This is a genomic window from Rhizobium sp. BK181 (assembly GCF_014193305.1).
In the GTDB taxonomy this organism is placed as follows: Bacteria; Pseudomonadota; Alphaproteobacteria; order Rhizobiales; family Rhizobiaceae; genus Rhizobium.
In genome coordinates this window covers 86,331-107,310 of the sequence record NZ_JACHZA010000006.1, presented here as the reverse complement: position 1 = coordinate 107,310, position 20,980 = coordinate 86,331, and the positions used below count along the sequence as shown (strand labels likewise).

At 61.5% G+C, this 20,980-nt stretch carries 14 protein-coding genes; 1 reads left to right on the top strand and 13 read right to left on the bottom strand.

Annotation, left to right across the window (positions count from 1 at the left end; translation table 11 throughout):
* Positions 1–72: 72 nt before the first annotated feature.
* On the bottom strand, positions 73–1,998 hold the full coding sequence (locus tag FHT77_RS16635; RefSeq protein ID WP_183756056.1) for an ABC transporter substrate-binding protein: 1,926 nt from the start codon (positions 1,996–1,998) through the stop codon (positions 73–75).
* 144 nt (positions 1,999–2,142) lie between these two features.
* Here FHT77_RS16635 and FHT77_RS16630 point away from each other — a divergent pair, with 144 nt between their 5' ends.
* Positions 2,143–3,147 carry a LacI family DNA-binding transcriptional regulator gene (locus FHT77_RS16630; protein ID WP_183756055.1) on the top strand — a complete coding sequence of 335 codons (1,005 nt, stop codon included), beginning with the start codon at positions 2,143–2,145 and terminating at the stop codon, positions 3,145–3,147.
* A gap of 977 nt (positions 3,148–4,124) precedes the next feature.
* Here FHT77_RS16630 and FHT77_RS16625 read toward each other — a convergent pair.
* Genes FHT77_RS16625 through FHT77_RS16570 form a run of 12 tightly spaced genes read right to left on the bottom strand, consistent with a single transcriptional unit; the run spans position 4,125 to position 20,941 of the window.
* Complete coding sequence (locus FHT77_RS16625) at positions 4,125–4,442, bottom strand: hypothetical protein (RefSeq protein ID WP_183756054.1); 318 nt, start codon at positions 4,440–4,442, stop codon at positions 4,125–4,127.
* Between the two features lie 10 nt (positions 4,443–4,452).
* Positions 4,453–7,692: a DUF6519 domain-containing protein gene (locus tag FHT77_RS16620; protein ID WP_183756053.1), complete on the bottom strand. Its 3,240-nt coding sequence runs from the start codon at positions 7,690–7,692 to the stop codon at positions 4,453–4,455.
* 12 nt (positions 7,693–7,704) lie between these two features.
* A complete protein-coding gene (locus FHT77_RS16615; protein ID WP_183756052.1) occupies positions 7,705–9,945 on the bottom strand; it encodes a hypothetical protein in 2,241 nt (746 codons plus the stop codon).
* Complete coding sequence (locus tag FHT77_RS16610; protein ID WP_183770323.1) at positions 9,945–13,439, bottom strand: baseplate J/gp47 family protein; 3,495 nt, start codon at positions 13,437–13,439, stop codon at positions 9,945–9,947. The genes FHT77_RS16615 and FHT77_RS16610 overlap by 1 nt, the downstream gene beginning before the upstream one ends.
* On the bottom strand, positions 13,436–15,859 hold the full coding sequence (locus FHT77_RS16605) for a hypothetical protein (RefSeq protein WP_183756050.1): 2,424 nt from the start codon (positions 15,857–15,859) through the stop codon (positions 13,436–13,438). Before FHT77_RS16605 ends, FHT77_RS16610 begins: the two co-directional genes overlap by 4 nt.
* 10 nt (positions 15,860–15,869) lie before the next feature.
* The gene (locus FHT77_RS16600; RefSeq protein ID WP_183756049.1) at positions 15,870–16,244 is read right to left on the bottom strand and encodes a GPW/gp25 family protein; all 375 of its coding nucleotides are present in this window, start codon (positions 16,242–16,244) and stop codon (positions 15,870–15,872) included.
* A 2-nt stretch (positions 16,245–16,246) separates the two neighbouring features.
* Positions 16,247–16,534, bottom strand: a complete 288-nt coding sequence (locus FHT77_RS16595; protein ID WP_183756048.1) for a hypothetical protein — start codon at positions 16,532–16,534, stop codon at positions 16,247–16,249.
* Positions 16,535–16,543: 9 nt separating this feature from the next.
* The gene (locus tag FHT77_RS16590; RefSeq protein WP_183756047.1) at positions 16,544–17,257 is read right to left on the bottom strand and encodes a phage baseplate assembly protein V; all 714 of its coding nucleotides are present in this window, start codon (positions 17,255–17,257) and stop codon (positions 16,544–16,546) included.
* A 12-nt stretch (positions 17,258–17,269) separates the two neighbouring features.
* Entirely contained in the window at positions 17,270–18,403 is a 1,134-nt protein-coding gene (locus tag FHT77_RS16585) for a hypothetical protein (RefSeq protein ID WP_183756046.1), read from the bottom strand.
* Entirely contained in the window at positions 18,400–18,687 is a 288-nt protein-coding gene (locus tag FHT77_RS16580) for a hypothetical protein (protein ID WP_183756045.1), read from the bottom strand. The genes FHT77_RS16585 and FHT77_RS16580 overlap by 4 nt, the downstream gene beginning before the upstream one ends.
* A 9-nt stretch (positions 18,688–18,696) precedes the next feature.
* On the bottom strand, positions 18,697–19,344 hold the full coding sequence (locus tag FHT77_RS16575) for a hypothetical protein (protein WP_183756044.1): 648 nt from the start codon (positions 19,342–19,344) through the stop codon (positions 18,697–18,699).
* 10 nt (positions 19,345–19,354) lie between these two features.
* Entirely contained in the window at positions 19,355–20,941 is a 1,587-nt protein-coding gene (locus tag FHT77_RS16570; RefSeq protein WP_183756043.1) for a DUF4157 domain-containing protein, read from the bottom strand.
* Between the last annotated feature and the right edge of the window lie 39 nt (positions 20,942–20,980).

The following is a 20,980-nucleotide window of genomic DNA, read 5'->3' as shown; positions in this document are numbered from 1 at the left end:
AATTGTTGACAAAGAGGTAGCGCTCGGCGCCTGCCTTGCAGGCGCCTCGGCAGATCTGATTGGTGTGGCCTGTCAGGCCTTGTAGAACTGTTCCGGCATGGTCGGAGCCGGGGTCGGCCAGCCGAACGAGCTCGGCATGGTCTTCGTGGTGTTCTTCATCTCGTTCTTGACGATCCCGTAGCTGTCCGGAGGCTGCGAAACCCCGAAGACGTAGAAGTTCTCGGCCGCACCTTGAAGCAACTGCTTCATGATCTCCTGCTGCCCCGCCTTGTCGGGCTTCGCCTTGAGCTGGTTGTAGAGCTCCAGCTGCTTCTTGGTCTCTGCGGGCGGCTCTTCTGCATTGGCATTCGTCGGGTCGACATACCAGAGGGCCCAGGCCGGCGCATAAAACGCGTTGCTGTCGGTCGGTGCATAATAGCGCGGGTCGAGCATGGCCGCGACGCCGCCGTTTGCACCGAACTGGTGGGCTGTTGCGTCGAAGCTTCGTCCCTGCCTGACCCGTGTCTCCCACAGGGACCTGTCCATCGTGCGCATTTGCGCGTCGATACCGACGGCCTGGAACATGGGAATAACAAGCTGGAACAGATCGAGGAAGATCGCGCGCGCCTGGTCGATTTCGAAGATGATCGTAAGGCGGCGGCCCTTGTCGTCCAGTCGGAAATTCTGATCATCCCGTTTCGGGATGATTTCGTCGAGCATGGCGTTTGCCTTTTCGACATCATAGGCGGTGAACTGCGTGGCAAGCTGCTCGTTGTAGAGAGGGTCGCCCTGCTTGATGGATGGCTGCGCCGGCGCTCCTTGCCCGACGAGTACTGCGTCGATCAATGTCTGGCGATCGAGTGCAGTCGACATTGCCGCACGGAAAGTCTTGTTGCGGAAGAGCGCCCGCTTTGTCTCGTCCTCGTGATTGAGATTGAAGATGAACGTCATCACGTTCGCCTCTGTCGAGGTCAGCGTATAGAAGTCGTATCCGCCCTGCTGGCGTGCATCATATAGGACCGCCTTGTTGTTAGGCGTGGCGATGTAGAGGTCCATCATGTCGATTTCGCCCTGCATCGTCTTCAGCAACAAGACCTGCGGATCGGCGACCATCTGGTAGACGATGCGGTCCATGTACGGGAGCTGGTTCCCTTCCGTATCGACCTTGAAGTAGTAGGGATTGCGCTCGGCGACCGCCCTTTCGGTGTTTTCTCCAGGCGCAACCGAGAACTTCCAGGCGAACAGACAGGGTTTTGCCGACGAGTTCAGGAAGAAGGAATTGTCGTCCTGGAAACCCGACATCGACTGGAACGCAGCTATCCAGCTCTGGAAACCGCGCTGCTTGGCCACCTCATCGGCCTTCGGATTGAAGTCGATGTGAAACTGTTCCAGATAGTGCTTGGGACAGCGTGTCGTGTGGTCATTGTTCGACCAGGCCATCTGAAGGGGGAACAGGCCATTTGGCCTCGGGAACGTCACCTTGAATGTCTGTTCGTCGACAATGTCGAGTTTGGCCGGCTTGCCGTCGGTTTTCCAGTGGCCTTGCCCGGTAATAGCAACGCGCTTGTCGGTCAGAACCGTGTCGTACCAGAATTTGACGTCGGCCGTCGTATAGGGCTGGCCGTCCGACCACTTCATGCCCTTGCGAAGGCGGATGGTATAGACTGTGGCATCCTCGTTGCCGTCAAATGCCTCGGCAACGTTGAGAGTAATACCGGACCAATCAGGAGTGTATCGCACCAGCGGCTCATATGCCTGGTAGCGGAAAAGGTGTGACAGCGAGCCGCCGCCGACGAGGGCGAGCTTCCAGTCGCCGCCATACTTGCCGACGCTCTCAACCGGCTTGATTACGAGCGGGTTCTCAGGCAGCCGGTCCTTGACCGGTGGCAGCGTGCCCTTGGCTGACTGTTCCTTGAGGCTGACAGCCTCATTGTAGCCGCCAGCGAAGCTTGGCAGGGCTGGAAGAATGAAAACGGCCGAAGTCCCGGCCAGAAACGCGCGGCGTTTCAGCTTAAGCATGGGTTTCTCCTCCTAAAAGCGTCCATAGTTTTTGTTATTGTTTGGACGTAAGTGAGGTTTACATAGGAGTTTTGTTAGGTAAAGCGTTATGTTAGATTAATTTCTGCGGGCGCCATATGGGCTGCGGCGAGAAAAGAGGCGGATATGAAGACCAGGACAAAAGTGACAATCCAGGCCATCGCCGACGAGGTCGGACTTTCCAAATATGCCGTTTCGCGATCGCTCGCCGGCAAGTCTGGTGTCAGTGAAGAGACGCGAAAGCGCATTTCCGGGGTCGCGGAAAGACTGGGCTATACAAAGCCCGTCATTCGCACCAAGGCGTCGGACAGCGAGGAGATCGCTGTCGTCTTCCATGACATCGACCCCGTCAACAGCGAGCTCAACTTTCAGATCCAGACGGGGGTACAGGAGGAGGCTGAGCGGCTTGGCGTTGGCATCCGAATTCGCTGGACACATAGCGAACTTGCACTGGAGGAATTGAGTGCCAATTTCGCGGGTCTCATCCTTGTCGGCCCTCATACACCGGAAGGCATAGCGCGTGCCGCCGCGGCTGGCGGCGCCACGATTGTACGTCTCGGCTGGACCGATCCCCTCCAGCAGATCGACAGCGTCAGCGGGTCGGACCATGAGGCCGGGCAGGCGGTGGCGCGGTACCTGACGAGCCTTGGCCATAGGTCGATTGCATATGTTTATGGCTTGCCGATCTACCGGGGTCGCCACGAGCGCTACTACGGCATGCGCGAGATCCTGGAACAGAACAGTGATTATCAACTGCATGTCATGCAGTTCGAGGAGCAATCGGGGTTTGCGACGGCGCTCGGTGAACTGCGAGGAAAGGGCGTGCATCCGACGGCTTTCTTCTGCGCCCACGATGGACTTGCCGTGACTGTCGTTTCCGAACTGCTTGGACAGGGCTTTCGTATTCCAGACGACGTTTCCGTCGTAGGCTTCGGGGACTTTTCCGCGGCAATGCAGATTTCGCCAGGACTGACAACGGTCAGGCAAGAGGGAAGAGAGACAGGTGCTGCGGCACTGCAGCTGCTCCTGGAACGCATCAGACGGCCACGCTTGCCGGAACAGCCGCCACGCAGCATCCGTGTGGTGTCCCGAATTGTAGAGCGACGCTCTGCCGGACCCGTGAAAAATTGAGGCTGGTTCAAGAAACTGCCGCGCTAGCCAGCTGGCATAGCAGGCGACGACCGCGATGCGACCTGAAGAAACCATCGCCTTTCGGGTGCCCAGACGCGCCGTCCGCATGAGGCAGATGCAGGCCGTGATATTCCAGGACGTCACGAAGCAGAAACGCTCGCGGGCAGGGTGGAGGAAAGCGAGGCGCGGTTGCGCGCGTTTGTCACGACCGCCGCGTCAGCCGTTATGATGTCCATGGCAAAAATTTTTACTTCGAGATGATCCGTAAGGCAGTCCTTACATGCGCTTCCTGACTCGAGGGCCGGAAAATGTTCAAACTAGCCGGGGCAAAGTACCCACAAGGGCTTTTTCGAAGACCATCTGGAGCAGGCAGGGCCAGTTTTCGGCAGTGATGGCCTGCATCCTATAATTTGAACGGATTTTGGAATGGAAATTGGAAGAGTTTTGATGGGCTCGGCAAGCAGCCTTGGCTGCTATCCCGAGCGCATAGGCGGATGAGGCCATCGCTGCTGGCGAGCTGGAGCCGGTCGAATACGTCCGCTTCCAACGCCGGCCCGAACGCCAGTGCCACACCGGCAACGGCACCTTGGCGACAATGACAATAACGACGCCTTGAAGGCCGGCCTGGCGGTGGTGCTAAGGCGTCGCTTCAACACCTCGACCCGGACAGGGAGACGACGTCACGACGGGCTTCTTCCGCCTCCAGCGCATTCTAATCGAGAACAGCGTCCTCGTTTCCAATTCTGCTTGGCAGCGCGACGCAACATAGCCTCTGGTTACTCGACCGCCGACCAGTTGCTAGGGGCGGCGTCAGGTTCCCCGGCCTGCCGCACCTCGGGTGTGACTTCGCCCCCCTCAGCCCTGTCGCGACCCCCCCGGTTGGTGCTGCCGGCAGCATGAGCGGTTTGACTTGTCTCGCGCCCGCCGGCGGGAGCGAACGCTTCAACAATACCTTCACCGACGGTCTGACGAATGACCTATTTCTTGCGCGACCTTGTCGTCGACGCGGTTGGTTTTCTTGACGTCGTCGGGGGAGCACTTCTCGGACGAGTTGATTGGATGTCGGAGATGGTCTTGCGAGCGGCGTCGATGGCTGTATCGAAGGCCTTCACCGTGGCTTCCCGACGCGTCTCCAGACTTCTGATCCGGATTTCCAAATCGCGGATCGTGCGATCCTGTTCGAGGCCAGCTTCGTCAGGCGTGGTGCCGGCGCCGCGTCGCGTGATTTCCATCGCCATCTCGACAGACCGGTCGACCCAGGTCGATTGCTGTTTGAGCAGTTCCTCGATGTCCATGGCCTTCTCCTCAAAGGTCTATGTTGGTTGCAAGCATTGCGGCCGGGATCGGCGCAGGGCTAATGGGAGCCCGAACGAAATAATTGGCAACAAAGATCGGCCGCGTCATCTGCTGAAAGTCGACGCAGGCGGGCTGCCCAGGGAAGGCCCGAAAGGCATTGGCCGAGACAAGCGCGAGACGTCCCTTCAAAAGCAGCGTAACGGCTGCCTCAGCCTCGCGAGGCACGCGATGCATGCAGTCGTTATCTGAAAAGCTTATGCGCTCGAACCGCAGGAGCGGATCGTTGCGGTCACGCTCCAGGAACTGTACGAGGGCGGAAAAGCCAATGCCTTCGAAGCGGTTGCCCTGCACAAGGGCGGGATAGCCAGTGGTGCCATCGGTCTGCAGGATGCCCGGCAGGCTCATCCCTTGCATCAGAAGGGCTCGGTCTTCGACGTTGAGGCCACGTTTCTCGAGAATGCCGTCCCAGCCGCCGCTGTAGTTGACGATATTATCCCTGATCGCCGCCTCGAGGCAAAGGATGGCAGCAATGCCGATGGCAACGCCCGGAGAGGGGTTGAGATCCACATCGATGCCCGTGTCAATCACCTCGTTTCGCTCGACACTCGCCTGTCCTGATACCCCAAGCAGAAAGACGCCGATCTTGGGAAGCTCATCGGTTCTGGTTCCCGTTCTGGCAATACTGTTGCCGTGAACAACCATGCGCCCACGGCTGTCGAAGCAGAAGATGCCGAAGCGTTCCTGAGCATCAATATCATTCGAAGACAGGGACGCATTGATCTCGCGAACCATCCCGATCCCGACAATGCCGCCCGCGACGGTGTTGCGCTCGATAGTGTTGTTCTCGCCTGAGACTGCAACGATACCGAAACTCGTGCCTTCGATCCTGTTGCCGTCAAACAGGTTGCCATGGGCATTGAAGATCAGCAGGCCGGCTGCCAGCGCTGCGCGTTCCCGGGCACGATAGCTGATTACATTGCCCGACAGCGCACTGGATTGCGTCGCCTCCGCAAAAAGCCCGACCTCTGCATCCCTGATCTGATTGCCCGCGACCAGTCCGTCGATCGTGATGACATTTCCCTGTTGGCCGTTCCAGCCGAAATGCATACCGATGCTCGGCGGGCCGTTGCCTCGGGGCGACGCGATGCTGACCTCGTTATCCTCGACCCTCAGACCGAGGCCGCCGAGAGCGATTGCGGTAACCGGCGCAAATTCTGGCGATCGCTCCATGGTCACCGAGTTGCAGGAGACAGTAGTACTCTCGGCTATCACGCCGATACCCATGTTGCGTGTCGAAAGGACCGGTCGAGACGCGACGCATTCGATCCTGTTGCCGGTAACGGTAAGCCCCTCGAGCGGAACGTCCATCTGCCTCTCCAGGCAGACGATTCCGTTTGCGGTTCCACCGATGACACAGTCTTCGATCCGACTGAAGTCTCCGCCATCCTGCAGGAGTATTCCCGCAGTAGCGGGTAACCCTCCATCCTCGGCACCATCGCGCCTGATGCCCGCAAGGAAGCAATCGGCAATGGTCAGCAGGCGCGTGCGGCTGCCTGTGATCTGCACATTCACATCCGTACCCGAGATCGTGCAGCGCCTGATATCAACCCGTTGGGCACTGGCAATCGCAATGCCGATGCCACCGTCTTCCCCGCCCCCCCCTGAAATGAGGCAATCGTCGACAATGCAGTCCTCGACGCGCACCAAGCTTATCATGGCCGGACCGCCGCGCCGTCGTCGGAACTGCAGCTCGTGGATCCGGTGGCGACGGCCGGAAACCGTCAGGAGTGGCCCTTCGCCGGTCTCGATGATTGCTCCTGTGCTTTCGCCATGGAGACTGACATCATTGCGGCTGATGAAGAGTGGTGCACGAAGCCTGTGGATGCCGGTCTTGAGGCAGACACATCCCCCCGAAGCGGGCAGCTGGTCGATCGCAAGCTGGATGTCGTCGCCGGGGTTCAGGACGAACGTGCAGCATCCCTGGCTGGTTTCGGGTTGCGGCCGGCAATCGCTGACATCGGGTCCGTTCACCGCGGCAAGCTGTACGTAGGAATGGATGATGCCGCGCGGCGGTGCCGCGGTAAATTCCTCCACCGAAGCATCTGCGGTGCGCGATGAAAAGAGCCAGTAGTCTCCGACATGGAAACCTTCACTACCCACCGTCGAAAAGCTGACCTCGATGCCCTCCTCGATGGCGACCGGTCCTGCGGCCGTCGGGATCGTGCCGTCTGCGCCGACGAGGGGATCGGATGAGGACTGATCCCATTTTCGGACGCGGGTGTGGCGTGCTAGCAGGTCCGCGGGCGCGGTTGCGAATGGCCGTCCTGTCGCGCCAATCGTCCGGTCGAGTCTGAGGATGGCGTTCGCCTCGTCTATATCTTCGATCTGCGCCATCTCGCCGGCTTCACCATGAAGGTCCCGGTGATCATCGGTGACGCATACCCAGTCGCCGATCGCAAAGCGTGTCACACGATCCCGGCCGATCCGGTGAACGGTAAGCGAAGACCTACCAGACGCGGTCGCTATCTCGGCGACGGTCGTGACCAGGGAAGCATTGTCCCTGGACCAGGTGAATGATGCAGTGCCAAGTGGGCCGGCGGTCTGGATCTCGATCCGGTAAAGCCGGTTCTCGAGGCCGCGATAGCCGGTCAGTGGCGGAACAATGCATGGGTCCTCCGGCGCAGGAGGCGCAACAGCCGCCACGGACATGCGTCCACCTGAAGGCGGAGTTCCGGTAAACGCGCCACATGCAGCAGGTGTCTGTGCGGCGGCCGGTTCAGTCTTCACCTGCCATACCTGCTGGACGCGCGTTGCCGTGTCCACGCCGCCAAGCGCCTTGTCGAGGAGGTCGTTGTCCTCGATATAGGTGACTTCCCGCTCCCAGAGATCCAGGTAGACATTGTAGTTGACGCCGCCAATCGCCGGTGGGTCAGGAAGGAATGGCTGCGCCTGGTAGCTGACGTTCTCGCCTTGCAAGATCTCGGCGAGGTGACCATCCACGTAAAGGCGCCCCTCGCCAAGTTTGAAATCGTCGGCAACCGGTGCCGTCACCTTGAATGCATCAGGGGTCGTGGCATGTGGCACACCGACAGGACCGAAGGTGTCGAGTGCCTGAACCCTCAACCTTTCCCGGGCAATGTCGGCCGCCTCGTTCCAGTCGGCATCGAGCTGCACGCGACCCTGCTGGATGAGCACACTTGAAAAGCGCTTTCTGACATCGTGCGTAAACCGTGAATAGTCGCCGGACATTAGTCACTCTCCTCAGGTCACGTAGATGAAGCCGTAGTCGAGGCCGAAGGGCAGGTATTCTTCGAGACGCGTGCGCAGATTGCGCTCGCGCTGCGGCTGCTTGAGATGGCAGTAGGCACCCATCTCGGATCCGTCTTCGCCACCTGTTGCAATTTCCGGCGGCCCATCGAGCGCCAGCTGCAGGTATGCGGGTTGGCCGTAGGGTTCGGCGGTGTATTCGGGCTTCAGCCGCAATCGCACACGATCTCGGATCTGCTGACGATCAGCCGCAGTGAGCGCGGTCGCTTGCCCGGCAACCTCGATCTCCAGGGCTTCGGCAAGATCGGGTTGGCAGCGATAGCGACGAGGCACCCGCGACAGAGGATGGACATAGGAAAACCGGACACAGCCCTCCTGCACCCGCTCTGAGATAACCGGGCTCTCGAAGATGGAGGTTGAAGCGTACTCGATACCGCGCAGGTTTGCCGTGCCGCGCACGGTGCTCCGCTCGGCATAAAGCATCGGACCGGTGGCATCGGGTGCTGCATAATCGGGCGCTGGCATAAGCGCTCCGTCGACAATGCTGTCGAGCAGGATCAGATGCCGCGAAAGGCGGGGCATTGCGATCGATCCGCTGATCGAAAAGACGAGCTCGACCGAAAGCCCTACGTTGAGAGGGGTCGCCGGCGATCCCGCCAGCGCCACGATGCTGGGGTCGCCAGACGGCGACGATCCGTCGACGATGCCAAGACCCGGCACCAGCGTAGTGTGGATAAGACGAAGCCGCGAAATTGTGTCTTCAACACGGACCTGCCCCTCGATCAGTAGCCCGCCGAGCGTCAGGACAAAGTCAGGATGATTGCCTGTGACCGTCATTGCTCCATCCAGCTGGAGATGCGGGCGCATTCCGTCTGCCGCTTCAATCGCCAGGAATTCACCTCGCTGCGACACGTCAAGATCAATGGCAATGGCTTCCACATAGCTTCGGTTGTCGCCGATGCGGATCAGCGCACGCGGGCGCGCGTCGTCCCTCCATTGCTGCAGGGCAGCACCGATCGTGGAGAAGGTGCCGGGCAGTCCGCTGGTATCCACCAGATAGGTTGCGGCAAGCTCCGCCCGGACAGGATCCGTCAGCCATGCCTGACGTTGGTATGGTCCGCCCCCAAGGTCCGTCGGGAACCCGTAGTGGTAGCTGATCTCAACCACGGGATCGGTCGCAAACAGGGCGCCGAGGGCAAAGCGGCCACGCGTCACGTCAATGAGGACCGTGGCGTCTGCAGGCTGCCTGAAGGTCGACAGGTCGGCGCAACGGATAGAGGTGGCCGGCACCTCGATGCCATCGACCACCATGAATATGCTCTGATCCGGAGCAGCGGTATGACCTGGTGTCCTGTCGAAAGGTCCGTAGAACTCGGTGTGACTGGGTGGCGAGGGCATTGCTGCACTATCGGCGAGGTCCTTGTGGAAGCGTGCCGGATCGATTGGCTGCGGCACGTCGAGTTCAGTCGCAAGCTCGGTCTCGACGGCTTCGCGTCGCCTTGCTGAAAACAAGGGTGCCTGGTTGCCGAGCGGACTGAAGTGATAGCGAAAGTCGCCGAGGCGTCTCGGCGTGGCCCTGCTCAGCGGATAGGCGCCAAGACGCCAGAGGAAAAAGCCGACATTGCGGACGTTGTGCCAGCCTTCGCTGCGGGATGGGGGGCGCACATCGACGGTGTGGCTCATGCCGTCGAACGCGGTATTCAGGCGTCTGCAGCTTTCGACCTTGCGCACGTCAGGCGTGAGCGCTTCCGGACGAAGCCGGTTGCGGACAGCTTGCGTCCAGACGAGCCTCTCGAAGAATTCGACGGCGTGGGCAGGCCAGCCGGTAATGTCGCGAGCGAGCTCCTCGAGCATCGGCAACGTGCCCTTGCGCCGGCGATAGTAGATCGTCTTGGCGACATCCGCCCTTGTTCGAAGCGCTGGAAGGGGCTCGAGCCGCGGTCCGCGCAAATCCGGAAAAATCTCACGCGCCGCGCTCGAAACAGGCTCGGCTTCGGTCGAGGAAAGCCTGATATTGCCGACAAGCTCGCCGATATAGGGAACGACCCAGGGCTCGCAGGTCTCGATGAAGGCATTGGCATGGAGCTGGCGAATGTCGTCCTCGATGTCGTTTGCAGCCGTTTCGACCACAGCAAGAAGCGCCTTCAGCGCGCCGCCGTTTCGGGCATCCTCATCGCGCAGATAGGCCGGAAGCAGGTTGAAGAGTTTGTCGGTGGCGGCATTCGAGTATGCCATCAGAGCGCCTCCACAGCAGTCAGCGTCACGTCGCGCGGGTCTTCGATGAAGGCCTGTTCTGCCGCAAGCACCGGCGGCACGACGCCATTGTCGAAGCCGCGCCTTGCGAACCGATCGATGAGCAACGGGTTCGTCGGCAGCGGACGGGCGAGAAACAGGCGGATGTGTTTTTGCAGCGGCCCGGAACTGACGGCGCGGATCTTCTGCTCCGCGGGCGTCATTGCCTCGTGTCCCTTGAGATGAAAGAGGTCCACGTCGGCGGCGACGACGCCTTCGGCCTGTTGCAGGGCCGCGTAGACGTGGCTGAGATGAACTGGCATTCCGGGGGTGATCCTGTCATGCCGGAAGGCTGCCATCAGCGCGGCATGGGCATTCTCCATGACGGCGGCGCGCTCGAAACGGGGATCGGAAACAATCCGCGCCGAAACGGTAAGAGGCACCTGGGTCAGACTGGCAAGATAGAGCGGCCAGTTTGGATCGCGGGCATTCGACAGGGCAGAAGCCAGTTGCGCCAGCTGATCGGCGGGCACGCGTATACCTCCTTCGCCGAGCACGCTGACATGAACCGACTTTCCAAGCCCGAGCCAGACCCATGAGGCGGTTGCGCGAATGACGAGGCGCGTCGACAGTGCCAGCCATTCGAAATCCTGAATGGAAACGACCCTTCCGAACGTCCTGACGCCGTTCGGGGCGTTCCTGCGCGCATCGTCGCGGTCTTCGGGATCGGCGCCGCCAATCGAGGCCATCGGGTTGGCAACGGCGCGAAGGCCGACTGGCGTTTCCAGCGGCAAGGCGAGTTGGCCGGGACGCATGCGACCCGCAAGGCCAAGACCCTTTCGGTACCGCGCAGTAACGGCAAGGACCCCAGTCGGCAGCCTGCGACCCGTACGCCCGTCACCGAAGCCGACGGTTGAGATGCCGTCATCGCCTGTCTTCACCGTATAAACCTCTTCGGAAGGCTTGCGGCCAAAGAGGTCGGGGACCGGCGACCAGAGCACGCCGTTGACCCTGACCTCAAGATTCGCGCGACCAAAAAGATTGCCCGGCTCCGGCAGATATGTCAGCGGCATGCGCTGCAGCTTGAATTCCGCAAAGCTCCTGGACGCATCTCCATGGCCAAGCTGTTCCTCGGGCTGGGTTTCGCCGTGGCTGGCATTGGCAATATTTGCCTTGACGGTTACTGCCGTCAGCGGTCGTGGAAGAGAAGGTGTAAACGATACGAGCACATGGTCGGGTGCCTCTCCCGCGATCGCCGAAACCGGCGATGCCGAGGTGACGGTCGCGGCATGTTGCACCTCGCCAGACTCGATCAGGATCCGTCTGCCTTTGCCGAGTTCGACGGTCCCAGGCGTCGCGCGAAGGACGAGCTGGTTGCCGGCGAGCTCTTTCGGATAGTCAAAGCTTCGCGGTTCGATCGCCTGTGCGCCGACCTGGACAATGCGGCTTTTTCGACGGTCAAGCGCAATGTTGACCGGAGCCTCGCGTTTCGACCAGCCAGCCCATCCGCCTGACTGGCGTGCATTCTCGACGATGACGTCATCGTCGTTTCGGGCGACGATCGTAAGCATCCCCGAGGCGGGTGTGACCACCGGGTCCGACGCAAGTTGGGCGTCGATTACCTGCCATTCGGACCATGCGTTTGCGCGCCGGCCAATGACACCGAGCGTGTTGTCGAGACGCCGAACCGCAATGGCGACCTCGTCTCCCGGAAGTGCAGCAATTGCGGGTTGACCGGCGAGATTGCCACCGAGATTGAACCAGTCCGTCCAGGTCGTTCCTGTCCATCGTCGATGCAGAAGTCCTCCATCGTCGGCGCGGGCAACCACATCGATGCGGCCGGGGAGAGTGGAGACGGCAGCCGGCGCCGATGCAAGGCTTCCGGCAAGGCTGGTCCAGGAAGACCATGTCGCCTCCCTTGATCGCGTCCACAAGGCCCGGTCGGCGCCACGCACGAAGACATCGACCCGCCCTCCACCCCAGCTCGTCGCGCAGGGCGCCGACGTCAGGAAGCCGCCAAGTGATGTCCATGCGGATGTTGGCGCCCCAACACCGATGACCCAGAGGCGCTGGTCGGTTCCGCGCCCGAAGACAAGGAGTTCGCCACTGGCGAGCGAGAGGGCTGCCGGATCACTGGTCAGGATGCCTCCATAGTCGACCAGTGCCTCAAAGCGCACGCCGGCGCGCGTCAGTCCGATCAGCGCCCGTTCGGCGTTCCGGACGAAAAGCCTGCTGGAGGAGGAGCTCGCCACGAGGACGGGGTTGCCGGTGACTGCCACGGCATCGATCGACTGTGTCGCTGCGGCAAAGCCCGCCATCGGCAGGAAGGCGGTGAGCCTGTTTGCGCCGTCGCGACTGACGATCTCGGTCTGTGATCCAGAGGCCGTAACGGCCGGCCGGCCGGCAAATGTCCGCGTAAAGCGGGCATGCGTCACCGTCTGGGCCAGCTGCGAAACATCGAGGCCATCGGTGGTGGAAACGGTAGCGCTCCCCTCACGCGTCGTGTCGACAGCTGCAGTGAGCCGGCGCGGGGTGGCGTCCCCTGTGTCGATGAGGACACGCGTGCCCGACGACAGGCCCTGTATACTGGTTTCGAGCGCATAGAACCCATCGCCCGAGGGCGTCAGTACATCGCTGATGGTATGCGTTGACCAGCGCTTGTCGGGCTCGATCGACGGACTGGTGGAATAGAGCTGTACGGTCGCAGGGGCATTGCATCCGAACAACGCCAGGCGTCGCTCGAACTTGCGCAGCTGGGTGCGCTCAGTGGCAAATCCATTGACCTGGATCGGCGGAGTGAAGCGCAGCGCAAGACCGCCCCATTCGTCTTCGATCGCCTGGACGCGTTTTTCCTCGAACCGTTCGCCGTCTGACATGACGAGAATATCACCGATCCTCAGATCGGTCGGCCGCGCGGCAAGTGCAAATCCTACGCGGCCGACAGCAAATGCAGCAAGCGCCACAGGCGCGGCGAAGGCGCGCGCCGCATTGAGATCACCATGCGCAACCAGTTCCTCGATTGTCTCGTATGTCTGCGGGACCTCGTCCTGTCCCGGGATCGACATCACAGGCAGGCCCTTGCGGATGCGCACACGCGCGCCGTCCTCAAGGTCGAATGCAAGCATTGCGGTGGCGGCAAGCCCTGGAGACAGCTCATGCCCGATCAGCCGCACGAGTTGCTCGACCGAGGCTCTTTCCCGGGCCGTACCAAGGAAATATTCGTTGGCGATCCGTTCGCTGTAGAAGGTCATGACGTCGGCCATCGCCGAGAACATCTCGATCAGCGAAACCGCGTAGTCGTCCGGCTCGCGGGATGTCAGCTGCGACAAAGCAGGGTCCTTCGCAAGGCCCTCGAGCATCTTCAGGCGAAAGCTCGCAAAGGTTCCTATGCGATAGGAGAGTGCACTGAGACCCGGGCGGTTGAAGACGTCGAGCGGCACAAGCGCAGCGTCGCTGCCGCAGCCACAGAAGGGATCGGAACAGGCGTTGCCCATCATCGTGCTCCCGCCGTTTCGAGGACGAGCACGCCGAATTCGGGAGCGCTCAGATTGTTGTCGAGCCGCGCTATCTCAAAGGCGCCGATATCGATGACACCGCGATCGAGCCAGTCGCGCTGCGGCTCCCAGTAGCGTTTGAAGCGCGTCACGTCGGCCGATTCCAGTCCCTCGACCAGTTCGATCGCGGCGTAGATCTTTGACAGATAGACCGGTTTTCCGAAGCGGGCGCCGAGCTGGTCAAAGAAGCCCTCCAGGGTTTTCTTGACGGCAGCCGCAACGTCGCCGGGAAAATATCCACGGGCGACGCATAGTGTCACGGCAATTTCGATCGGAACGTAGACCGCGCTTGTTATGGCAAGGTCATAGCCCGCGAGCTTGAACCGGCGGAGGTGACCGTCAATCCGTCCGGCAAACCGGCTTTCCAGAGCAAAGCCACCACCAGCCGTTTGCAGGAGATTGCGTTCGTCGCGCGGATGAATGGCGACGAAGATGGTGTGCCAGCTGCCCGTCCAGCGGAAGACGGCGCGCGCATCCAGAACCTCGATCTGCCTGAGCGCGGCGTTGCGCCAGTCGTCCTCGGTGACGGCACGAAACTGTTCAGCGCGGAATGCCGCCGGAGCCAGTCGTTTCACCTCGGCCGTCAATCGTGGTGCCGTTCCGCCAGTTGCCGAAACTGGCTGATATACGGCATCGACCACGCCGGTCGCGGCGGCAATATGGAAAAGCGAGCCGCTACCAATGTTGCCGTCACTGCCGTTGCCAATGCGCATGGTCAACCGCGCTCGCTCAGCTCCGCGTGGCATGCGTCCATAGATGTCGTCACCGAAGCGTAGCGTTGGTGCGCCATCATCGCCCACCTCGGCGACGAAGTTGCGGTCGTAGGGGGTGCAGTCGAAAAGATCAGGGACTGCTGACCAGATCTGGTCTTCCTGCCCGGCAAGCGAGAGAACGAGCTCGATGGCAGGCCCATATTTCGTCTGCGTCAGCGGCGTTGCGGGCACGGCCAACGTTGCGAGAGGGTAGCGGCTGCCTGATTCCACAGGCAGGTCCAGTTCACCGCGGGCCGAATCCAGAAAGATCGTGAGACCGTGATCGGCGGCGACGACATTGCCCCGCGCGACCGTCACGGGATCGATTGGAAGAAGATCGGCCCCGACAGCTGATATCTGCACGGCTTCGGGGAGCGCCTCTGCTGTGCTCCATCGGACCCGTAGCAGTGGCAGGGCGGGGTCCGCGACACTGAGGCGTGGTGCAAGCTGATCCGTCAGTGCCTCGTCCGTCGTCTCTGATGCCTCGACGAGCTGCACAACCCATCGGTGCGACGGGTTTCGATCAACGGCCTCTCCGGTCCTGGCGCTTCTGACCTCTTCCAGAAGGAGAAGATCGCCAGGACCCAGCGACGGTCGTGTCGCGTGGCCATCGCCCGACAGGTGGTAGAGATGAACTTCTGTGCAGCCGGCGCCAAGGCAGCAATCGCCGTTGCCTGATGTGTGGATGCGCAGCTCGTTGTGCTCGGGCCGTACCTCAAGCACTGTTTCCGTCTCGAAGATGACGACCTCTGACAAGGCCGGGTCTTTCGCAAAACCGGTATCAATCGGGATCACGGTTCCGGGCAGGTCGGTCGCGCCGGCCAGGGGACGTGCCATCCGTGTGCACACCCTTGTCCCGGCATCGACAGTGCCTGCCGAAACGGCGTTGAAATGCACAAGGGTTCGCGCATTGGCGCCGTCATGCACCGGGTAGTCGATGAGGCGTGTGTGCCGCTTGACCGAGACACGGTGCAAGGCGGTATCAAGATAAGCTTCCGTTGCAGCCGCATCCTGGAAATAGCTCAGATAGTCGCCGGCATAGGCGAAGAGTTCGACGAGCGAAACGCCGAGGTCGGGGGGCAGGCGCTCCGTCCAGTCGCGATTGCGGGCGCTCATAAAGTCGAGAAGCATCCGCCTGAAGCTCTGATAGTCACGCGCGAGATAGTCGAGGGCGGGTTCCTCCAGGGCGCCTTCACCACAGTCGCAATCGCTTCGGCAATCGAAGGGCGAGGGGCAGGATGCCTTGAAGCCGAAGCTCACCTCGCTGAGCTCCATGTCCACTTGCGGATGCTGCACGCGAACGACATAGGTCGAGAAATCGCCCTCGGCGCTCAGCATCAGGATCACCGACTTCTGTGACGCCGCGGGCAGCACGATCGACTCCACATCGATTCCGGTGATGCGTAGGCCACCCGCAATGCTAAAATGGCTTTTGTCGAGAGCCGGTGAAGCGGGCCTCGCCTTTACGAAAGTCACCGTGAGCTGATGCGTGCTCGGCGTGCGCGTGTATTCGACGAAGTCAATGCCATTCAGCGGATGGGCAGCGCTCGCAAGCATTCCGCGGCGCTTGTCTTCACCGCAATCGATCAAACCCTGACGCAAGCGTGTCATTGCCACCTCCTCAGCCGATCTGCCGCACGAACAGGTCGAGATGGCGCGCGCCGGTGTCGATCCTGGCATAGGTGATTTCGATATCGAGCGTGGACTCGTCTGCACGAACCGCGACGGATTCGATCGTGATGACCGAATCGAGCCAGCGGATCAGCGAGCCGTGAACGAGAGCCTCGACGGCCGCAACCAGGGCATCGGAAGAAGGAGCAAACACGAGCTGCTTCAGCCCGCAGCCAAAATCCGGCCTGTTGACGCGCTCGCCAGGCTCGGTGAAGAGGACAAGCTTGATCATGTCCCTGACATGATCATCGTCGCCGGTCGTTCGCGTCCGCCCCTGTGCGTCGATGCCGAATGGAACGTCGAGATGGCGGGAAATTGCGTTCATTGTCATACCACCTCTATGGCGTCGACACGGATCGTGGCCCCGCCGATGGCGGGAACTAGCCTGAATGCTTCCGGATGGTCAGAAAGATGCAGCGCAACCCCACGGGCAATCGCGACGAACATGCGCCGCCGCGCGCGTACGTCGCGGTCGGTGTTCGACGTTGAAAGGGGCTCAAGGCCATCGAGCACCAGGAGCTTGTTCAGCTCCTTCTCCATCGCTTCGGCCATCGAATTGACGAAGCTCATGGCATCGTCTGGATCGGATGAGAAATTGCCTGGTTTGATCGCCATCGTAAGCCCCTAATCCAGTGTGACCTTGGTCGAGAGAAGAGACGGTGGTGGCGGCATCATCTGAACCACAGAGGGCGCCGGCGTCACCGGGAGGATCCCTGCCGCCATCTGCCCCACATGCAGGTGTGTGTTGAAGATCGTCACCAGCGTGTTGAGATAGGTCATCAGCTGGTCGCCATGGACCGCCGGATGAAATGCGACCGCGCTTCCCTCGAAGATCTTGCTGCTTTCGAAGACAACCTTGGCGAGCCCGCGCAGGGTCACAGTCGACTGCTTGACGTCGAGCACGATCTGGTTGGCACCGGCCGGATCGGAGAGCGTGATCGTCTGTTGCTTGTCGTCAAGCGCGATCGTCAGCCCAAGGTCGCTGCGCCAGACCTTGGTCATGGGATCGGGTGGAGAGGCTGGCGGCGCCATCGGGGCCTCGGCAAGGCCCCAATAACAGCCGGCAAAGATCGGTCGCGAAATGTCCCCGCCTTCAAACTCGATCCACACGCCCGCACCGACCGGCGGCAGCGAGAAGAAGCCTGATGTCGTTCCGGCGTAGGGCGCACAGGGTGTCGCCCATCCCGTCTCGAAATCCTCGAGCAGCGAGGGAATGCGCGCCTTGATGCGGCCAAGCCTGCTTGGGTCATTCACATCGGTCGCAATCCCGCGATACTTGCCATAGAAGCGTTCATAGTGCGCCTGGCTTTGGTCGGCTGCGGCTAGGAGATCGTTCACGTCCTGCTCCTTTCATGCAATCGCGGCAAAGGGGTCGATGAAGATTTCGGCGCCGGTCAGCCCGACAGCATTGCGCCAACCGGAAAAACTCTGGGCGTAATCGTCGCGTGATATCCGGTGGGTGACGGAATCGACGTAGTAGAGGCCGCTGTTTTCCCGACCTGCGCCGCGTACCAGCACGGTTTGCCCGCATCGCAACGCCCTGGCGAACTTGATCCCGTCGACTTCGCCGCGGCAGCTGACCGAACGGCTCGAGGCGGTCGCCCTGGCAAGGGCCGACGACTGTGCCTCCTGCGGGCTTGCCGCATCCGTCGCAGATATCCGGTCGACAGGCGGAGGCAGGATGCGCAGGAGATTGGGTTCCATGCCCATCGGCAGTTCGCTCGCAGCCGGTGCAATGTAGGGCAGCGGCAGGCGTGTCTTCGGCTCCGAGGTGAAGCCAAGCATCGAGACCGGTCGCTGCATGTCGTTGAAGGCATTGAAGGAGCGCAGGTTGGTCTGGCGTCCGAAGTCGATCGACAGCACACCCTGCGGCACCGGCAGGCTCAGTGGCGCTCGGAAGTGTCCGATGTCGAGGCCGCTGAACGGTTCGGGGGCAACATACAGATCGAAGCCGTTTCGATAGGCGAGCTGGCTGAGGTAGACGGAATCCGAACTGCGCTGGGTGGTTGTCGTATCGAGCGTCGTGCGCTGCGGCGGGGTCGGCAACACGTCGGGAATGATGCCATAGCTGCCGAAGATCACCGTGGCGACGACGCTGTCCGGGCAGTTGGGCCATGTCTTGGGTGCGCGACGCTGCCCCATCAGTGTCCCAAGCGCGTCGGCGCCGACAACCTCGAGAATGGAGCGGCCGGGATCATTGCCGGCAAGAAGCCGTGTCTCCGTGACATAGGCGTTGACAAGCGCGAAGGGAACGGGAACGCCAAGGGCCAGCCGAATGGTCAGGGGCGTGTTTGGCCGGAAGATCGGAAGTGCTGCCGCGTCATAGTCGCCCATGAAGTTGCGGCTGAGGTCGAAACTCAGCCGTACCATCGACGCACGGCCGACTGCCGTTTCCACCTCGATCGAGCTTAGTGCTTCGATCAGCAAGCGCGGCAGCGGCGCCTTGGCGATCTGGACCAGGAAGAATGACGGCAGGATCGTCATGCGAGATCTCCCGGTGAGGGGACCGATATGATCGTGCCGGGCTGATCGGTCAGATCGACCGGGCGCATCACCCGGTTGATGTCGCAGAGTTGCCAGAAGCGTTCAGGATCCCCGAGCGTCGAGGCGCTTGCCAGATCCGGCCTGTCGCCGCTGCCGACGACGTAGCTGCGGCTTCCCGAGGTTGCTGGAATGAACCGCATGCGCTTGTAGCGGATGACCCGCCCGTCGGCACCTTTGTACTGCGCCTCGGGAATGGATTCGTAACGGCTGCCTCGGAAGAACATCCTATCCTCCTATGGAACAAGGGCCTGAAGGCCGGAGCGGGCGCCGAAGGTCTCCTGTGCGGCCATCGCCTGCTTCTGCGTCAGTGCCGCGAGATAGACGAAGTAGCCAGGGTCGACGATGCTGAGATCGCGATAGGTGAGCACCTTCAGCGTCAAATCTGCGCGGGCCCTGATCGGGTTGAGCGACTGGTCAAAGGCCTCCTCGCGCACCGACAGGCTTTCGAGGCGCACAGGCAGGACGCGGTGTGCCCCCCAGACGAGGAAGGCCATGGGAGCGTTTTCCGCCAGGATGAAAGCACCGCCCGCAAGCGCGATGACCTCGTTGGCCAGCACCATGGAATAGGCGGGGTAGACCAGCTTTTCGAGCGCGGCGAGCGCCGGATGGAGACCATTTGCGACGGTGACGCCGTTCTGCCCCGGCTTCTCGAGCTGGTCGGCAGCATCGATCTCGACCGAAAACGTCAGCGTTTCGTCGGGCGGGCCGTTGAGGCGGCGGGCGTCGCCGCGTCCACCGCCCGAGGCCGAACGCCCGGCGATCTGGCGCGTCACCTCGTCAGGATTGTACTGGAATGCAACTACAATTGGCAGCGGATCAGGCGGCTGAAACGCGACGATTCCGCCTTTCTGCACCTTTGGCCATCGTGGCGATGCGGTCATGATCCTGCTCCTATGGTGCGGCGGGTTGTTTCTTTAAGCCGAGCGATGCGATCAGCATCCGAGCAAGGTTAGGCACCTGCTTCGGCCAATAAACATTCTCGAAGTGGGCGATGGCTTGGGTGGCCACCCCGGCCGATGCGGTTGGTGCCTGTTCGGCCGGCTTGACCGGCAATGACTTGTCCCAATGCATCTCGGCATAGGCGAGGTAGATCCCGTTCGCGGCAAGCCGTCCGGCCTCAGCCTTGAACGCGGGGTTCGACGTGTCGACCGCAAATCCCTGTCGGGCAATTTCTGCAGCCAGCACCGTAACTGCCGCCGCAATGACCGGCTCGATTGCCAGAAAGGATGCAACGAAGCCTCTTCCTGGCGATCCCTTGCCGGTGGCGCCGGTGAAGAATCGGAGCGACCAGTTTTCTGTCGGGTGGCCGGCACCCGTATGGCCCCATACGCTGACATTGCCGACACCGGCGTCGACCAGGGTGTCGCGGACAACGGCGGCAAGCGAATCCTTGCCACCGGGCTCGAACGAGCCCCTGCGGTAGACGTCATCCTTGTTCGACCCGAGATTTTCCGTGACACCCTTTGCGGAGCTGCAGGTGTAGAGGATGATCCGGGCCGTATTCGACAGGAATGGTGCAATCGTCTTGAAGATGCCAGGCGCGTTTGACGACGTTACATTGAGGCTGCACCAGCTGGGCGTGCCATGCGCGAAAATCGCAAGTGACTTGATCCTGCCGGGCGTCGCACTTGTCGCTGCGCCTGCCGCAGGGACCTTCCGAAGTGCTCCTTCGATCACGCCGGCAAGGCGTGGAACGACGTCCTGGATGCGGCTGGTGCCGTCCGTCTTCGTGCCGCGAATGGCCTTGCCGAAGACCAGCGACGTCGCATCAAATCGTTCGTCCTTGATGCCTATTCCCTGTTCGCGCGTAGCAAATGCATCGGCAAGTGCCTGCGACATTGGCTGCGCCTTCTTGATGAGGTCGAAGTCAGGATCGAAGAAGGCGAGGCTGTAGCCGTCATTGAATTCTTCCGATCTCAGCTTCTTGCCGAGTTCGATGTCCGGGTCGCCAGTGACACTGTCGCGGCGCACCACGCCATCGGCCTGCTGCACGGTATGCGCCAGTTCATGCGCCATCAGCCGGCGACCCTCGAGACTTGTCGGACGATATTGACCGGACGCAAATCCGATGTGGTGTCCGACGGTATAGGCCCTGGCCCCTATATGGTCGGCTGCACGGGCAGCAGCCCCGTCAGCATGCAGGCGCACCGCTGACAGGTCGCGGCCGAACCGAGGCTCGAAATAGGACCGCTCTGATGGGCTGAGCGGCATGCCTGGCCGGGAGGTGACTGCACGCTCGGCCGCCTCCGCACCCGCACTTGCGGCGTCACTCGAGGCCGATCGCCGGACTGTAGAACCGGCCGATGACGGAGTAATGCTGGCACAGCGACCGGAAATCACCCGCTCGGCGGCGGCGTCGGCCTCGTGCTCCATCGCGTCGTTGACCGCACCGAGTTTTGCCTTGCGCTGAACGACCGGGTGCCGTGCAGGGGCAGTGTGGCAACGACTGGCGCAAAGTGGGGCGTGCGTCGTCGTCATTTTTCCCTCCCTTTGCCTGTCTCCGATCTCATCCTCATG

Coding starts and splice junctions, on each gene's coding strand:
- FHT77_RS16635 (WP_183756056.1), bottom strand. CDS start 1,998: ATGCTTAAGCTGAAACGCCGCGCGTTTCTGGCCGGGACTTCGGCCGTT.
- FHT77_RS16630 (WP_183756055.1), top strand. CDS start 2,143: ATGAAGACCAGGACAAAAGTGACAATCCAGGCCATCGCCGACGAGGTC.
- FHT77_RS16625 (WP_183756054.1), bottom strand. CDS start 4,442: ATGGACATCGAGGAACTGCTCAAACAGCAATCGACCTGGGTCGACCGG.
- FHT77_RS16620 (WP_183756053.1), bottom strand. CDS start 7,692: ATGTCCGGCGACTATTCACGGTTTACGCACGATGTCAGAAAGCGCTTT.
- FHT77_RS16615 (WP_183756052.1), bottom strand. CDS start 9,945: ATGGCATACTCGAATGCCGCCACCGACAAACTCTTCAACCTGCTTCCG.
- FHT77_RS16610 (WP_183770323.1), bottom strand. CDS start 13,439: ATGATGGGCAACGCCTGTTCCGATCCCTTCTGTGGCTGCGGCAGCGAC.
- FHT77_RS16605 (WP_183756050.1), bottom strand. CDS start 15,859: ATGACACGCTTGCGTCAGGGTTTGATCGATTGCGGTGAAGACAAGCGC.
- FHT77_RS16600 (WP_183756049.1), bottom strand. CDS start 16,244: ATGAACGCAATTTCCCGCCATCTCGACGTTCCATTCGGCATCGACGCA.
- FHT77_RS16595 (WP_183756048.1), bottom strand. CDS start 16,534: ATGGCGATCAAACCAGGCAATTTCTCATCCGATCCAGACGATGCCATG.
- FHT77_RS16585 (WP_183756046.1), bottom strand. CDS start 18,403: ATGACGATCCTGCCGTCATTCTTCCTGGTCCAGATCGCCAAGGCGCCG.
- FHT77_RS16580 (WP_183756045.1), bottom strand. CDS start 18,687: ATGTTCTTCCGAGGCAGCCGTTACGAATCCATTCCCGAGGCGCAGTAC.
- FHT77_RS16575 (WP_183756044.1), bottom strand. CDS start 19,344: ATGACCGCATCGCCACGATGGCCAAAGGTGCAGAAAGGCGGAATCGTC.
- FHT77_RS16570 (WP_183756043.1), bottom strand. CDS start 20,941: ATGACGACGACGCACGCCCCACTTTGCGCCAGTCGTTGCCACACTGCC.